Below are 15,438 nucleotides of genomic sequence, written 5' to 3' on the forward strand. Positions count from 1 at the left end.
GCCTGGCAACTGTTCGCTGACGTGGCGAACCCACGCTAGGGGGGTTCATGAGACACAGAGCGAGATCGATCCTCGCTGTCGGCGCGCTCCTGATCGGCGGAGCGAGCATCGCACCCATTGCCCAAGCACAGGACGAGAACCCGGACGCACCCGGTCCGGAGCAGGTCAAGGTCTTCCGCGCCGAGGTCACCAAGAAGCAGATACCGCTGCTGCTGGCCGCCGGACAGGACGGCCACGAACTCGGCGAGCAGGCACCCGCCAGGGGCACCGCCACGGTCGAGGTCTACCTCACCGACAAGCAGGCGGAGAAGCTTCAGGACCAGGGCGTACGGCTCACCGAGCACGAGCTGTCCGCCAAGTCCGAGCGGCGCGTGGAGGCCGCCGCCGAGGGCGTCTTCCGCCCGTACAGCGGCAGCGGCGGCCTGAAGGAGGAGATCCTGCGCACCGGCCGGGACAACCCCGGCCTGACCAAGGTCGTCTCCATCGGGAAGACGATCAGCGGCCAGGACATCCTCGCGGTGAAGCTCACCAAGAACGCCCAGCGGGTCAAGGACGGGTCCCGGCCCGCCGTGCTGTACATGTCCAACCAGCACGCGCGCGAGTGGATCACCCCGGAGATGACCCGGCGTCTGATGCACCACTACCTGGACAACTACCGCACGGACAAACGGATCAGGAAGATCGTCGACCGCACCGAGCTGTGGTTCGTGCTCTCCGCCAACCCCGACGGCTACGACCACACCTTCGGTGAGGACGGCGACCGCCTCTGGCGCAAGAACCTCCGCGACGTCAACGCCGACGGAGTCATCGGCACCGGCGACGGCGTCGACCTCAACCGCAACTTCCCCTACAAGTGGGGCTACGACGACGAGGGCTCCTCGCCGCACCCCGCCAGCCAGACCTACCGTGGCGCGTCCCCCGGCTCCGAGCCGGAGACCAAGGCGATCGACGCCCTGCAGAAGCGCATCGGCTTCGCCTTCGGCATCAACTACCACTCGGCCGCCGAACTCCTCCTGTACGGCGTCGGCTGGCAGGTCGCCACCGACACCCCCGACGACGTCCTGTACAAGGCGCTCGCCGGAACCCCCGGCAACTCCGCGATCCCCGGCTACCACCCGCAGGTCTCCTCGGAGCTGTACACCACCAACGGCGAGGCCGACGGACACGCCTCCAACGTCAACGGCATGGCGATGTTCACCCCCGAGATGTCCACCTGCCAGACCGCCTCCGACGTCGACCCCGACGACGAGTGGCGCGCCTCCGACTGCCGGTCGGTGTTCAACTTCCCGGACGACGAGAAGCTGATCCAGCAGGAGTTCGCCAAGAACATCCCCTTCGCGCTCTCCGTCGCCGAGTCCGCCGCCCACCCCGACCGGCCGGTCTCCGCGATCGGCGCCGAGGCCGCCGACTTCACCCCGGCGCCCTTCACCACCTCCTACTCGCGCGGCGCCGACCAGGAGGTCTCCGTCGTCGCCCGCAAGTCGCTGCGCGACAAGGAGCTCAAGTACCGCGTCAACGGCGGTCGTACGCTCGACATGGCGCTCAAGCGGTGGAAGGGCGGCGAGACCTACGGCGGTGAGGACAACCTCCACTTCGACGAGTACCGCGCCAAGGTCGCCGACGGCGACGTGGGCGACAAGGTCGAGGTGTGGTTCACCGGCGAGACCCGCGGCGGCAAGAAGGTCTCAAGCGAGCGCTTCACCTACACCGTGGCCGAGCGCCCGCGCGCGGACGTTCTCGTCGTCGCCGAGGAGGGCGCCGCGGCCACCGCGACGAAGACCTACGTCGACGCCCTGAGGGCGAACGGCCACCGGGCCGCCGTCTGGGACGTCGCCACCCAGGGCGCGCCGCACGCCCTCGGCGTACTCGGCCACTTCGAGACCGTCGTCCACTACACCGGCGCTTCCGCCCCCGGCAACGCCACCCAGCTCCAGCTCCGCGCCTACCTCAACGAGGGCGGCAAGCTGATCGAGGCCGGCGAACTGGCCGGCGGCAGCGTCAGCCTCGCCGACGGCACCCCGTCCAACGACTTCAGCCAGTACTACCTCGGCGCCTACACCCGTACGTCGCTGTCCGGCGCCACCGCCTTCGAGGGCTCCGGCGCACTCGCGGGCGCCAAGGGCGCGCTGGCCGGGGCGCCGGGCAACCCGCTGAACGCGGCCGGGACCTACAGCGTCACCTCCGAGACCCTGGCCCCGGACCGGTTCCCGCAGTTCGCCAGCTCCGGGGCGGGCGGCTACCCGGGCACGGTCAACCCGTACGGCCCGTACGAGGGCGAGGCCATGGCGGCCGTCACGCACAGCGACTACGCCTGGAACCGGCTCACCCGCACCGTCGACCTCACCTCGGTCACCGCCTCCCAGGCGCCCACCCTGCGCGCCCGCATGCTGTGGAGCACCGAGCCGGGTTACGACCACGCCGTGCTGGAGGCCCGGACGGCGGGCGGCGACGACTGGACCACGCTGCCGGAACTCGGTGGCGCGACCGGCACCGCCGTGCCCGAGGAGTGCTCGGCCGGGTTCTTCATCCAGGCCCACCCGGCACTCGGCCGGTACCTCACGCTCGACGGCGGTGCCTGCGCGGCGAGCGGCCGGAGCGGCGCCTGGAACAGCTTCACCGGGGCCTCGGACGGCTGGCAGGAGGTCTCCTTCGACCTGTCCGCGTACGCGGGCCGGACCGTGGAGCTGTCCTTCAGCTACATCACCGACCCCGGCTCCGGCGGCCGCGGCGTCCTCGTCGACAACGCCTCCGTCGTGATCGGCGGCGGCGCGGCCGAGACCGAGGGCTTCGAGACCTCGCTCGGCGCCTGGACCACCCCCGGCCCGCCCGCGGGCAGCCCCGCGGTGGTCAAGGACTGGTCGCGCGTGGGTCAGCTCTTCCGGACCTACGGCGCGGTCACCACCCACGACACCGTGCTGCTGGGCTTCGGCCTGGAGCACGTGGTCGCCCCGGCCGACCGAACGGCACTGATCGGCGAGGCACTCGCCTCCCTCGACTCCGAGTGACGAAAAGATGACGAGGAGTCAACCCTGAGGGGTGGTCCGTACCCCTACTGGCGGGTACGGACCGCCTGCCCGTGTATGGGACATCTCGATGTCACCAAGGGGGCCTCAGGGAGGTAGGGTCGTAGGCGGTCGGGGACATCCCAAATACAGCTCGCCGGCACCGCATGGCCGGCGTACCAACGAGGAGATCGGTTCGTGACGATCCGCGTAGGCATCAACGGCTTCGGCCGCATCGGTCGTAACTACTTCCGCGCGCTGCTGGAGCAGGGTGCTGACATCGAGATCGTGGCTGTCAACGACCTGGGTGACACCGCGACCACCGCTCACCTGCTGAAGTACGACACCATCCTGGGCCGCCTCAAGCAGGAGGTGACCCACACCGCCGACACCATCACCGTCGACGGTCACACCATCAAGGTCCTGTCCGAGCGCAACCCCGCCGACATCCCGTGGGGCGAGCTGGGCGTCGACATCGTCATCGAGTCGACCGGCATCTTCACGAAGAAGGCCGACGCCGAGAAGCACATCGCGGGCGGCGCCAAGAAGGTCCTCATCTCGGCTCCGGCCTCCAATGAGGACATCACCATCGTGATGGGCGTCAACCAGGACAAGTACGACCCGGCGAACCACCACGTCATCTCCAACGCCTCCTGCACCACCAACTGTGTGGCGCCGATGGCCAAGGTCCTCGACGAGAACTTCGGCATCGTCAAGGGTCTGATGACGACGGTTCACGCGTACACCAACGACCAGCGCATCCTGGACTTCCCGCACAAGGACCTGCGCCGCGCCCGCGCCGCCGCCGAGAACATCATCCCGACCACGACGGGTGCCGCGAAGGCCACCGCCCTGGTCCTGCCCCAGCTCAAGGGCAAGCTCGACGGCATCGCGATGCGCGTCCCGGTCCCCACCGGTTCCGCCACCGACCTGGTCGTGGAGCTGGAGCGCGAGGTCACCAAGGACGAGGTCAACGCCGCGTTCAAGAAGGCCGCCGAGGGCGAGCTGCAGGGCTACCTGTCCTACACCGAGGACGCGATCGTCTCCTCGGACATCGTCAGCGACCCGGCCTCCTGCACCTTCGACTCCTCCCTGACCATGGTCCAGGAGGGCAAGTCGGTGAAGATCCTCGGCTGGTACGACAACGAGTGGGGCTACTCCAACCGCCTCGTCGACCTGACGGTCTTCGTCGGCAACCAGCTCTGATCCACAGAGCGGACACCTCGATGTGAGTGCAGGGCTCGTGCGGCGCGATGATGCGTTGCACGAGCCCTTACTCGCGTGATCAGCTTTCGCACGACCAGAGCCTCTTCAGGAGTCCCCTTATATGAAGACGATCGACGAACTCCTCGCCGAAGGTGTCGCCGGCAAGCGGGTCTTCGTCCGCGCCGACCTGAACGTGCCGCTGGCCGGCACCACGATCACCGACGACGGCCGGATCCGCGCCGTGCTGCCCACCGTCAAGGCCCTCGCCGAGGCGGGCGCCCGCGTGGTCGTCGCCTCCCACCTGGGCCGCCCCAAGGGTGCCCCGGACCCGGCGTTCTCCCTCGCGCCCGCCGCCGCACGGCTCGGCGAACTCCTCGGCGCCGAGGTGGCCTTCGCGACCGACACCGTCGGCGAGTCCGCGCAGGCCGTCGTCGCCGGCCTGGGCGACGGGCAGGTCGCCGTCGTCGAGAACCTGCGCTTCAACGCCGGCGAGACCTCCAAGGACGACGCCGAGCGCGCCGCGTTCGCCGACCGGCTCGCCGCCCTCGCCGACGTCTACGTCGGTGACGGCTTCGGCGCCGTGCACCGCAAGCACGCCTCCGTCTTCGACCTCCCGGCGAAGCTGCCGCACTACGCGGGCTACCTCATCGCCACCGAGGTCGGCGTGCTGAAGAAGCTCACCGACGAGGTCCAGCGGCCCTACGTCGTGGCCCTCGGCGGCGCCAAGGTCTCCGACAAGCTCGCCGTCATCGACCAGCTGCTCGGCAAGGCCGACCGGCTGCTCATCGGCGGCGGCATGGCGTACACCTTCCTCAAGGCCAAGGGCTACGAGATCGGCAACTCGCTGCTCCAGGAGGACCAGATCCCGGCCGTCCAGGAGTACCTGGAGCGCGCCGAGAAGAACGGCGTCGAGCTGGTCCTGCCGGTCGACACGCTGGTCGCGGCCGACTTCCCGGACCTGAAGACCAAGGCCCCGGCCAACCCCACCGCCGTCGCCGCGGACGCCATCCCGGCCGGCCAGCAGGGCCTGGACATCGGTCCGGAGACCCGCAAGCTCTACGCCTCGAAGCTCGCCGACGCGGCCACCGTCTTCTGGAACGGCCCCATGGGCGTCTTCGAGCACCCCGACTACGCCGAGGGCACCAAGGCGGTCGCCCAGGCTCTCCTCGACTCCCCGGCCTTCACGGTGGTCGGCGGCGGAGACTCCGCCGCCGCCGTGCGCATCCTGGGCTTCGACGAGACCGCATTCGGCCACATCTCGACCGGCGGCGGCGCCTCCCTCGAATACCTTGAGGGCAAGACGCTCCCCGGCCTCGCCGCACTGGAGGACTGACCCTCAATGACCACCCGTACGCCGCTGATGGCGGGCAACTGGAAGATGAACCTCAACCACCTTGAGGCCATCGCCCACACCCAGAAGCTCGCCTTCGCTCTGGCCGACAAGGACTACGAGGCCGTCGAGGTCGCCGTCCTGCCGCCCTTCACCGACCTGCGCTCCGTGCAGACCCTGGTCGAGCACGACAAGCTGCGGATCAAGTACGGCGCCCAGGACATCTCCGCGCACGACTCCGGCGCCTACACCGGCGAGATCTCGGGCCCGATGCTGGCCAAGCTGCGGTGCACCTACGTGGCGATCGGCCACTCCGAGCGCCGCCAGTACCACAACGAGACCGACGAGATCGTCAACAGCAAGGTCAAGGCCGCCTACAAGCACGGCCTGACCCCGATCCTGTGCGTCGGCGAGGAGCTGGAGGTCCGTGAGGCCGGCAACCACGTCGCGCACACCCTCGCCCAGGTCGAGGGCGGTCTGAAGGACCTCCCGGCCGAGCAGGCCGAGACCGTCGTGATCGCCTACGAGCCCGTGTGGGCCATCGGCACCGGCAAGGTCTGCGGCGCCGAGGACGCCCAGGAGGTCTGCGCGGCCATCCGCGGCAAGCTCGCCGAGCTGTACTCCCAGGACGTGGCCGACAAGATCCGCATCCAGTACGGCGGCTCGGTGAAGTCGGGCAACGTGGCCGAGATCATGGCCCAGGCCGACATCGACGGCGCCCTGGTCGGCGGCGCGTCGCTGGACGCGGACGAGTTCGTCAAGATCGTGCGCTTCCGCGACCAGTGAGTATGCCTTAACGGCGATCCGTCGTACCCTTGCGGGGGCACAGCCCGTGGCTGTGCCCCTGTCGTCCATCCAGATCCGAGGAAGTTGGTCCAGCCGTGGTTATGGGGTTCTCGATCGCCCTGATCGTGTTCAGCGGGCTGCTGATGCTGCTGGTGCTGATGCACAAGGGCAAGGGCGGCGGCCTCTCCGACATGTTCGGTGGCGGCATGCAGTCGTCCGTCGGCGGCTCCTCGGTCGCCGAGCGCAACCTCGACCGGATCACGGTCGTGGTCGGTCTGCTGTGGTTCGCGTGCATTGTCGTGCTCGGCCTTCTGATGAAGGTCAACAACTGACCCGCGCGCACATTCCGTACGTAAGGCCCCATGTTCGGTACGCGCGGCAGAGCGCGGCCTATCATGGGGCTTGCGTCTTGATATGGGGCCTGTAACTCCAATCACTGGACGTGCGTTGGGCCTTACGTAGACTGAGGCGCTCGCAACGAAGCGACACGCCGACTCGCTTCGCGGCACCATCACGCAGGGAGTTACACCGTGGCAAGTGGCAACGCGATCCGAGGAAGCCGGGTCGGGGCGGGGCCGATGGGCGAGGCCGAGCGCGGCGAGTCCGCGCCCCGGCTGCGCATCTCCTTCTGGTGCTCCAACGGGCACGAGACTCAGCCCAGCTTCGCCAGCGACGCGCAGGTTCCCGACACCTGGGACTGCCCGCGCTGTGGCTTCCCCGCCGGTCAGGACCGGGACAACCCGCCGGACCCGCCGCGCACCGAGCCGTACAAGACGCATCTGGCGTACGTACGGGAGCGGCGCAGCGACGCGGACGGCGAGGCGATCCTCGCCGAGGCGCTCGCCAAACTGCGCGGCGAGATCTAGCAGTTCACCACCGGCCGGGCACCGAGGCGTGCCTGGCCGAAGCTGTCTCACCGGCCACCGCCGTGCAGGTCACGGCCGATTGTCAGTGGTGCCCTCTACGGTTTGTGCATCGGGCGGACCGTGAGGGGGAGACGTGGCGGTCGGGACGGGGGACGTGCGCGCGTCGGCGTGGCGCGGTGGGTTCGGGCGGCTGTGCTCTCCAGCTTCGGCGACGCCCTGCGCACGGCCGCGCTGCCGCTGCTGGCGGCGACCCTGACGGACCGGCCGCTGCTCATCGCCGCCGTCACCGCCTGCGGCTATCTGCCCTGGATCGTCTTCGGGTTGCTCGGCGGCGCCGTCGCCGACCGGGTGGACCAGCGGCGCGCGATGTGGACGGTCGACGCGGTACGGGGAGTGCTGGTCGCCGCCTTCGCGCTCGCCGTGGCACTCGGGCACGCCTCGATCGGACTGCTGATCGCCCTCGCCTTCGCCCTGACCACGCTGCAGACCCTCTTCGACAACGCCTCCACCGCCCTGCTGCCCGCCCTGGTCGGCCCCACCGAGCTGGGCGGCGCCAACGCCCGGCTGATGACCGGGCAGCGCATCGCCGGCGGGCTGCTCGGCGCCCCCGCGGTACCCCTGCTGCTCGCCGCCGAGGCCGCGGCGCCCTTCGCCGCCGACGCCGTCACCTTCCTGCTCGCCGCCGCCCTGATCGCCTCCCTGCGCACCGCGCCGCCCGAGCGGGCGCCCCGCCCGGCGGGCAGCACCCTGCGCCGGGAGATCGCCGAAGGACTGCGCGCCCTGATACGGGACCGGGCCCTGCGCGGCCTGTGCGCCGCGACCGCCCTGTGCAACATCGGCATGGGCGCGCTGATCGCCACCCTGGTGCTCCTGGTGACGGGCTGGCTGGACGCCGGCAACACCGGTTACGCGCTCGCGATGACCGCGTACACCGTCGGCAGCCTGGCTGGCGGATTCGCCGGGGGAGCGGTGGTCGCCCGGGTGGGACGGGTGCGGGCGGTACTGCTGGCCGGGGTCGCGCAGATCGCCGCGCTCCTCGTCATGGGCTTGGTGCGGCATCAGGCCGCGCTCTGTCTGGCGCTCGCCGTGTTCGGGTTCATGGGCATGGTGTGGAACGTCAACACCACGACCCTGATGCAGCAGCGCACCCCCGCCGAACTGCTCGGCCGGGTCAGCTCGGCGTTCCGCACCCTCGGCGTGGCCGGGGCACCGCTCGGCGCGCTCCTCGGCGGCGCCGTCGCCACCGCCTGGGGCCTGAACACCCCCGTGCTGCTCGCCGCAGCGTTCTTCGTCCTGTCCGTGCTCGCGCTGATACCTGTGCCCAGGGCCGACGTACTTGTTGTCGACCCGCACGACGACAGCACGACCGCTCACGTCGCCCGCTGATCAACTAGGTTGGGGAACCGCGGGGACAGGTACGAAAGAAGGCTGAAGTCCGAGATGAACCAAGACGGCCGTACCCGGCTCAACCAGACGCCCGAGTGGACCGCACTGGCCAAGCATCGCGAGCAGCTCGAAGAGGCGGACCTGCGCGCGCTGTTCGCCGCCGACCCCGGGCGCGGCACCGGGTACACGCTCCAGGTCGGCGACCTGTACATCGACTACTCCAAGCACCTCGTCACCGACGAGACGCTGCGCCTGCTGCGCGAGCTGGCCGCCGCCACCGATGTGTTCGGGCTGCGCGACGCCATGTTCCGCGGCGAGAGGATCAACACCACCGAGAACCGTGCGGTCCTGCACACCGCGCTGCGCGCCCCGCGCGACGCGGTCGTCGAGGTCGACGGGGAGAACGTCGTCCCGGGTGTGCACGCCGTCCTCGACAAGATGAGCGACTTCGCCGAGCGGGTCCGCTCCGGCGAGTGGACCGGGCACACCGGCAAGCGGATCAGGAACGTTGTCAATGTCGGCATCGGCGGCTCCGACCTCGGCCCGGCCATGGCCTACGAGGTGCTGCGGGCCTTCACCGACCGCGATCTGACGGTCCGCTTCGTCTCCAACGTCGACGGCGCCGACCTGCACGAGGCGACCCGCGACCTGGACGCGGCGGAGACGCTGTTCGTCATCGCCTCCAAGACCTTCACCACCATCGAGACCATCACCAACGCCACCTCGGCCCGCAACTGGCTGCTGGGCGAGCTGAACGCCGGTCAGGAGGCCGTCGCGCGGCACTTCGTCGCCCTGTCGACGAACACCGAGAAGGTGACGGAGTTCGGCATCGACCCGGCCAACATGTTCGAGTTCTGGGACTGGGTCGGCGGACGCTACTCCTACGACTCGGCGATCGGCCTCTCGCTGATGATCGCCATCGGCCCGGACCGCTTCCGCGAGATGCTCGACGGCTTCCGGCTGATCGACGAGCACTTCCGCACCGCGCCCGCCGAGTCCAACGCCCCGCTGCTGCTGGGCCTGCTGGGCATCTGGTACGGCAACTTCCACGACGCCCAGTCGCACGCGGTGCTGCCCTACAGCCACTACCTGTCGAAGTTCACCGCCTACCTCCAGCAGCTCGACATGGAGTCCAACGGCAAGTACGTCGGCCGGGACGGGCAGCCGGTGGACTGGCAGACCGGGCCGGTGGTGTGGGGCACGCCGGGCACCAACGGGCAGCACGCCTACTACCAGTTGATCCACCAGGGCACCAAGCTGATCCCGGCGGACTTCATCGGGTTCGCCGAGCCGGTCGCGGAGCTGAGCGAGGAGCTCAAGGCGCAGCACGACCTGCTGATGGCGAACTTCTTCGCCCAGACGCAGGCGCTGGCCTTCGGCAAGACCCCGGACGAGGTCCGCGCGGAGGGTGTCCCGGAGGAACTGGTCGCCCACAAGACCTTCCAGGGCAACCACCCGACGACCACCATCCTCGCCCGCGAGCTGACCCCGTCGGTGCTCGGCCAGCTCGTCGCGCTCTACGAGCACAAGGTGTTCGTGCAGGGCGCGGTGTGGAACATCGACTCCTTCGACCAGTGGGGCGTGGAGCTGGGCAAGGTCCTCGCCAAGCGCGTCGAGCCCGCGCTCACCGAGGGCGCCGAGGTGCCGGGCCTGGACGCCTCCAGCAAGGCGCTCGTCGCCAAGTACCGCGAGCTGCGCGGACGGTGAGCCGGGCGGCGGGGAGCGGGCGGGGCCCGTCCGCTCCCCGCCACGCGGCGCCCGCCTTCCTACGCGACCGTGTTCAGCGCGTCCGTCAGCCGGTGCCGGGCCGCCCGCGCCGCGGGTACCGCCGCGACGGCGGCCGCTCCGGCCACCGCCGCCGCGCCGAGCGCCAGCAGGATCACGGCGGGCGGTCCGCTCGCGATACCGGCCCCGACGCCGCTCGAACTGCCCTGCGCGTCGATCAGCCACCGGCCCAGCACACTGCCCAGCGCCGTGCCCACCAGGACCGCGCCGAGCGCCGTGACGGCCGTCGCCGTGACCGTGATGCCGGTGATCTGGCGCGGAGACAGACCGATCGCCTTCAACGCGAGAAGATCCCGCTCGCCCTCGCGGACCATGCCGCCGATCGCCGTCAGCAGTTCGATCAGCCCGATCAGGGCGAGCACGGTGATGACGCCGATCACCACGCCCCGCAGCGGGGACAGCCCGTCGGCCGGGTTGGGAACCGTGTGCACGTCCAGGTGCCCGCGGCCCGCCTCGGTCAGCCGGGCCGCGACCTCGGAGGCCTCGGCGTCCTCGCCCAGCCGCAGCTCGTAGCGGCTCGGGGTGAGGTCCGGGTCGTTCTCGCGGAGGGTGTCCAGGGACGTGGAGATGCTGCGCCCGGCGTTCTCCGGCTCGATGCTGCGGCCGACGATGTGCAGGATCTGCACGTCGTCGCCCACGGTCATCCGCACCCAGTCGCCGACCTTCGCGTCCAGCAGGTTCAACAGGCCCTGGCCGGCCACCGCCTCGTCCGGGCCGCGAGCCGCGCGGCCCTCGGCGAGGGCGTGCGGATAGGGGTTGTCCGCGGTGCCCAGGCCGCGCAGCGCGATCGTGGAGGTCTGGCCCGGCACCAGCGCCGCCACCTCGGCGCTCGGGTAGACGTCGGCGACCTGCGGGTCCTCGTCCAGGATCGCGCGGGCCTCCCCGGCGGCGATGCCGGAGTCGGTGTGCACGGTGAGCGCGGTGGGCAGTCCGATCCGCTCGGGGTGGCTCTGGAAGCGGTCGATGGTGCTCCAGGCGCTCAGCGCCACGACGATCAGCAGCAGCGGCAGGGCGAGCCGGGCGACCGTGGCGAGGGTGCGCGGACGACGGGCGAACGCGGTGTGCCAGCCCAGCACCAGCGCGGGCGACAGCCGTACGCCGAGCAGCCGCCGGACCGGGCGGGACAGCCCGCCGCCCGCCGACGACAGCCGCCGGGGCACCGGCACCGGCGGCACCCGGCCCGCCCGCCAGGCCGCGAGCCCGGTCGTGGCCGCGATGAACAGCACCGCGCCGACCGGGACGGCGAACAGCGCCACCGCGTGCCCCGGCAGCCCCTGCCACACCCCGACCGCGTCACCGAGCCGTCCGGGGAGCCGGTTGCCCAGCGCCTCGGTGAGCGCCGCCGCGGAGACCGCGCCCAGCAGGGCGTAGGCGAGATGCTGGAGCAGGTAGACCCGGACCACCTGGCCCGGGGTGAAGCCGATGGCCTTCAGGATCGAGATGTCGCGCAGGTGGCCGCGGATCCGGGTGGCGATCGCCCCGTGCACGGCGAGCCCGGCGGCGATCAGCGCGCCCAGCCCGAACAGGCCGAGCACCTGGCCGAGCAGCCGGTCGCTGCCCTGCTCCTCGGCGCGCGCCTGGGTCCAGGTGGAGACCTTGGTGACCGCGCCGGCACCGAGTTCGGTGACCGCGCGCTGGACCATGTAGTCGGTGTCCTCGGGGTCGGCCAGGCGCAGCCCGGTGACCTGGCCGACCGGGTCGTGCACGGCGGACGGCAGGGCCCAGACCAGCCCGGGGCGCTCGCCCGGCCGGTAGCGCGGCTCCGGGCTGTCGGCGACGCCGAGCACCGTCAGCTTCCGGGCCGTGCCGGGGAGGGTGAGGGTGTCGCCGGGGCCCGCGAGCAGGGCGTGGGCGAGACGGGACTCCAGGACCACGCCGTCGGGGTTCTCCGGGTCCAGCCAGTGCCCCGAGGTGAGCAGCGGACGGCCGACGGAGGGACGGTCGGGGGTGCCGCGCAGTTCGACCGAGGCGCGGGCGCCGCCGCCGGAGGCCAGGGTCGCGGGGGCGGTGGGGTAGGGGCCGGCGACGGAGGCGACGCCGTCCAGCGCGTTCAGCCGGCCCGCGTCGGCGGTGTCGGCCGTGTGCAGCCAGACATGGGCGCCGCGGGACTGGGTGAACAGACGCTGCCAGGGGTTGGTGGCGTAGCCGAACAGGGCCGTGGCCAGCAGCAGTGAGACGACCACACCGGCGGTGGCGAGGACCAGGAACAGCGCCTCGCCGCGGTGCGTGCGCAGATCGGAGTGCGCCCAGCGCAGAGTGGCTCGCATCCGGATCAGGCCCCCAGGGGATCGTCGTAGGCCCGCATGTCAGTCCCTGAGCTCCAGGACGCCCGATATGCCGCCGCGGCGCGGCGGAGCGGTGTCGGTGAGGGCCGCGTCGTCGGCTATGCGGCCGTCGAAGAAGCTGATCACGCGGTCGGCGGCGCTGGCCAGCCGGGCGTCATGGGTGACCAGCAGGATCGTCTGGCCGCGCTGGTGGAACCGGGACAGCAGCCGCATCACCTCGCGGGTGCCCTTGCTGTCCAGGCTGCCGGCGGGTTCGTCGGCCAGCAGCAGCGGGGGGTGGTTGACCAGGGCGCGGGCGAGCGCGACGCGCTGCTGCTCACCGCCGGACAGCTCGCCCGGCATGCTGCGCTCCTTGCCGTCCAGGCCCAGCTCCGCCAGCAGCTCCTCCCGCTCGGTGCGCGCCTTCTTCGGCGACGCCCCGGCGAGCAGGGCGGGCAGCTCGACATTGTCGGCGACCGACACGTTGGAGACCAGGTTGAAGAACTGGAAGACGATGCCGATGCGCTTCCTGCGCTCGACCGCCCAGCGGGCCTCGCTCCAGTTGTCGGTGGACACCCCGTCCAGTTCGATCCGGCCGCTGTCCGGCCGCAGCAGGCCGCCCAGCAAGTGCAGCAGCGTCGACTTCCCGGCGCCCGACGGACCGGTGATCGCCACGAACTCACCACGGGTCACGGACAGGTCGACACCGCGCACGGCGTGTGCCGGGGCGCCCTCGCCGTAGTGGGTCTTGACCAGGCCCTCGGCGTGCAGCACGGGAGCGGGACCGTCGCTCATTCCAGCTCCTCCAGCTCTTCCTGACAACGCTCCAGCCAGTCGAGATCTGCCTGGAGATGCAGCATCGCGCCCTCGATGAGCAGATGCGCTATGCGGTTGTCGCGGTCTTCGGCGGCGGCCAGCTTGGAAAGGTTGCGCATGGTGGTGAGGTACTGGCGCCGCTGTTTGTTGATGAGGGCGATCTGGTCGGCGAGGCCGGTCTGGGGCGCGAGAGCCAGCTTCATGAAGAACTCGTCCCGCACCCGCGGCTCGTCCTCGGTCTCCTCGAACCAGGCGCTCAGCGCCTCGCGCCCGGCGTCCGTGAGGTGGTAGACCTTCTTGTTGGGCCGGCTGGACTGCTCCACGTCCTCGCCCTCGATCAGTCCCGACTTTTCGAGGCGGCCGAGGGTGACGTAGATCTGGCCGACGTTCGGCTGAGGGTACGCCGAGCCCAGCATCCGCTCAAGGTCCTGCTTCAGCTCGTAGCCGTGGGCGGGACCGCGCGCGAGGAGTGCCAGGAGGGGCAGGCGCACTCGTGCTGTCCTCCTCGGGTCTCCGCCAGTGCGACAGGCGTAATGTGCGACAGACCCTAGTATCGCGCATACCTAACAGGTATACATGGCCTCTGACCCGGGCGACGAAGCCCGAGCCGGTGTACAGGGAGGAACCTATGCGGTGGATACGCGCCGCCGGTAGGGGGCTCCTCGCACTGATGGTGGTTCTGACCGGATACGCGGCCTCCGGAGTGCAGTCCGGCGAGGACTCCGGGCGCGGTCCGCTGACCCTGGCCACCGCCGGCGACCTCACCGGATATCTCGGCCCCCTGCTGGAGGGCTGGAACCGCGAGCACCCGGACGAACGGGTCACCCTGGTCGAGCTGCCGGACTCCGCCGACGAGACCCACGCCCAGATGACCACCGACCTGCGCGACGGACGCGGCCGGTTCGACCTGCTGAACATCGACGTCAACTGGACCTCGGAGTTCGCCGCGGCCGGCTGGATCCGGCCCCTGCCGCGCGACCGCTTCCCGCTGGACTCCTTCCTGCGCCCGGTCGTCGACACCGCGACCTACGACGGACGGCTGTACGCCGTGCCGTACGTGACCAACGCGGGCCTTCTGCTCTACCGCAAGGACGTCCTGGCCGAGGAGGGCGTGCCGCCGCCGCGGACCTGGGCCGAACTGGAACACCTGGCCGAGACCGTCGCCCCGAAACACGGGCTGGACGGCTACGCGGGCCAGTTCCTGCCGTACGAAGGACTCACCGTGAACGCCGCCGAGGCCGTCTACTCGGCGGGCGGTTCCATCCTCGGCGGCGAGGGCGAGACGGTCACCGTGGACTCGGCCGCCGCGCGCGAGGGCATCGGTTTCCTGGCGCGCGGGGTGCGCGAGGGCTGGATCCCCGAGCGGGCGCTGGCCTTCAAGGAGGAGGAGTCCAAGCAGGCCTTCCAGGACGGCCGTCTGCTGTTCCTGCGCAACTGGCCCTACGCCTATGTCGTGACCTCCGCGCAGGGCTCGCCGGTCGCCGGGAAGGTTGGCGCGGTGCCGCTGCCGGGGCCCGACGGCCCGGGCACCAGTGTGCTCGGCGGCTCCAACCTGGCCGTCTCCACGCACGCCCGGCATCCCGACTCCGCCGCGCGGCTGATCGCGTACCTCACCAGCGAGCCCGTCCAGCGCCAGGTGCTCACGCGCGGCGCGCTGCCGCCGGTGCGGGCCGCGCTGTACGAGGATCCGGACCTGATCCGGCAGTTCCCCTATCTGCCGACCCTGCGCCAGAGCGTGCTCACGGCCGCCCCGCGCCCCAAGAGCCCGCGCTACGACCAGGTCAGCCTGGTGGTGCAGGCCGTCGTGCGGGACGCCATGACCGGGCACGCGACGCCCGAGGCGGCGGTCCGCCGACTGGCGCGCGAGCTGGCCGACGTCTCCGGCCGCTGACCTCCCCGGACCTCCCGCGCACCCCTCTAGTTACTTGTTAAGTAACGCGGACATCTCAATGGCCCTCAGTCTGGCCCGGTAAGTCCGAATTTGTTACCCCAACTCC

General features: G+C 70.9%; 11 protein-coding genes and 1 pseudogene. 9 read left to right on the forward strand and 3 right to left on the reverse strand.

The window, feature by feature from the left end; translation table 11 throughout:
• Positions 1–47: 47 nt before the first annotated feature.
• From GA0115233_RS12680 to pgi, 8 genes and pseudogenes are all read left to right on the forward strand, one after another.
• On the forward strand, positions 48–3,005 hold the full coding sequence (locus GA0115233_RS12680; RefSeq protein WP_093720298.1) for a M14 family metallopeptidase: 2,958 nt from the start codon (positions 48–50) through the stop codon (positions 3,003–3,005).
• A gap of 195 nt (positions 3,006–3,200) precedes the next feature.
• A complete protein-coding gene (gap, locus tag GA0115233_RS12685) occupies positions 3,201–4,208 on the forward strand; it encodes a type I glyceraldehyde-3-phosphate dehydrogenase (protein ID WP_093720299.1) in 1,008 nt (335 codons plus the stop codon).
• Positions 4,209–4,329: 121 nt separating this feature from the next.
• Positions 4,330–5,541 carry a phosphoglycerate kinase gene (gene pgk, locus GA0115233_RS12690; protein WP_093720300.1) on the forward strand — a complete coding sequence of 404 codons (1,212 nt, stop codon included), beginning with the start codon at positions 4,330–4,332 and terminating at the stop codon, positions 5,539–5,541.
• Positions 5,542–5,547: 6 nt separating this feature from the next.
• Positions 5,548–6,324 carry a triose-phosphate isomerase gene (gene tpiA / locus GA0115233_RS12695; protein WP_093720301.1) on the forward strand — a complete coding sequence of 259 codons (777 nt, stop codon included), beginning with the start codon at positions 5,548–5,550 and terminating at the stop codon, positions 6,322–6,324.
• A gap of 101 nt (positions 6,325–6,425) precedes the next feature.
• Positions 6,426–6,656 (forward strand): preprotein translocase subunit SecG, encoded by a 231-nt coding sequence (secG, locus tag GA0115233_RS12700; RefSeq protein WP_015661252.1) that lies wholly within the window; start codon positions 6,426–6,428, stop codon positions 6,654–6,656.
• Between the two features lie 246 nt (positions 6,657–6,902).
• A complete protein-coding gene (locus GA0115233_RS12705) occupies positions 6,903–7,190 on the forward strand; it encodes an RNA polymerase-binding protein RbpA (RefSeq protein ID WP_004002138.1) in 288 nt (95 codons plus the stop codon).
• A gap of 154 nt (positions 7,191–7,344) precedes the next feature.
• Positions 7,345–8,576 (forward strand): annotated as a pseudogene (locus tag GA0115233_RS12710) (MFS transporter).
• A 54-nt stretch (positions 8,577–8,630) separates the two neighbouring features.
• Entirely contained in the window at positions 8,631–10,283 is a 1,653-nt protein-coding gene (gene pgi / locus GA0115233_RS12715) for a glucose-6-phosphate isomerase (protein ID WP_093720302.1), read from the forward strand.
• A gap of 59 nt (positions 10,284–10,342) precedes the next feature.
• Here the strand turns inward: pgi and GA0115233_RS12720 are convergent, their stop codons facing one another.
• From GA0115233_RS12720 to GA0115233_RS12730, 3 genes are read right to left on the reverse strand one after another with little or no spacing between them, the layout of a single operon-like run.
• The gene (locus GA0115233_RS12720; RefSeq protein WP_093720303.1) at positions 10,343–12,628 is read right to left on the reverse strand and encodes an ABC transporter permease; all 2,286 of its coding nucleotides are present in this window, start codon (positions 12,626–12,628) and stop codon (positions 10,343–10,345) included.
• Positions 12,629–12,667: 39 nt separating this feature from the next.
• A complete protein-coding gene (locus GA0115233_RS12725) occupies positions 12,668–13,420 on the reverse strand; it encodes an ABC transporter ATP-binding protein (RefSeq protein ID WP_093720304.1) in 753 nt (250 codons plus the stop codon).
• Positions 13,417–13,932, reverse strand: a complete 516-nt coding sequence (locus GA0115233_RS12730) for a PadR family transcriptional regulator (RefSeq protein WP_093720305.1) — start codon at positions 13,930–13,932, stop codon at positions 13,417–13,419. The genes GA0115233_RS12725 and GA0115233_RS12730 overlap by 4 nt, the downstream gene beginning before the upstream one ends.
• A 137-nt stretch (positions 13,933–14,069) precedes the next feature.
• On the opposite strand from GA0115233_RS12730, the gene GA0115233_RS12735 reads away from it, so the two are divergent.
• Complete coding sequence (locus GA0115233_RS12735) at positions 14,070–15,332, forward strand: ABC transporter substrate-binding protein (RefSeq protein ID WP_093720306.1); 1,263 nt, start codon at positions 14,070–14,072, stop codon at positions 15,330–15,332.
• Positions 15,333–15,438: the final 106 nt, after the last annotated feature.

It is taken from the genome of Streptomyces sp. DI166 (assembly GCF_900091315.1).
Classification (GTDB): domain Bacteria; phylum Actinomycetota; class Actinomycetes; order Streptomycetales; family Streptomycetaceae; genus Streptomyces; species Streptomyces fuscus.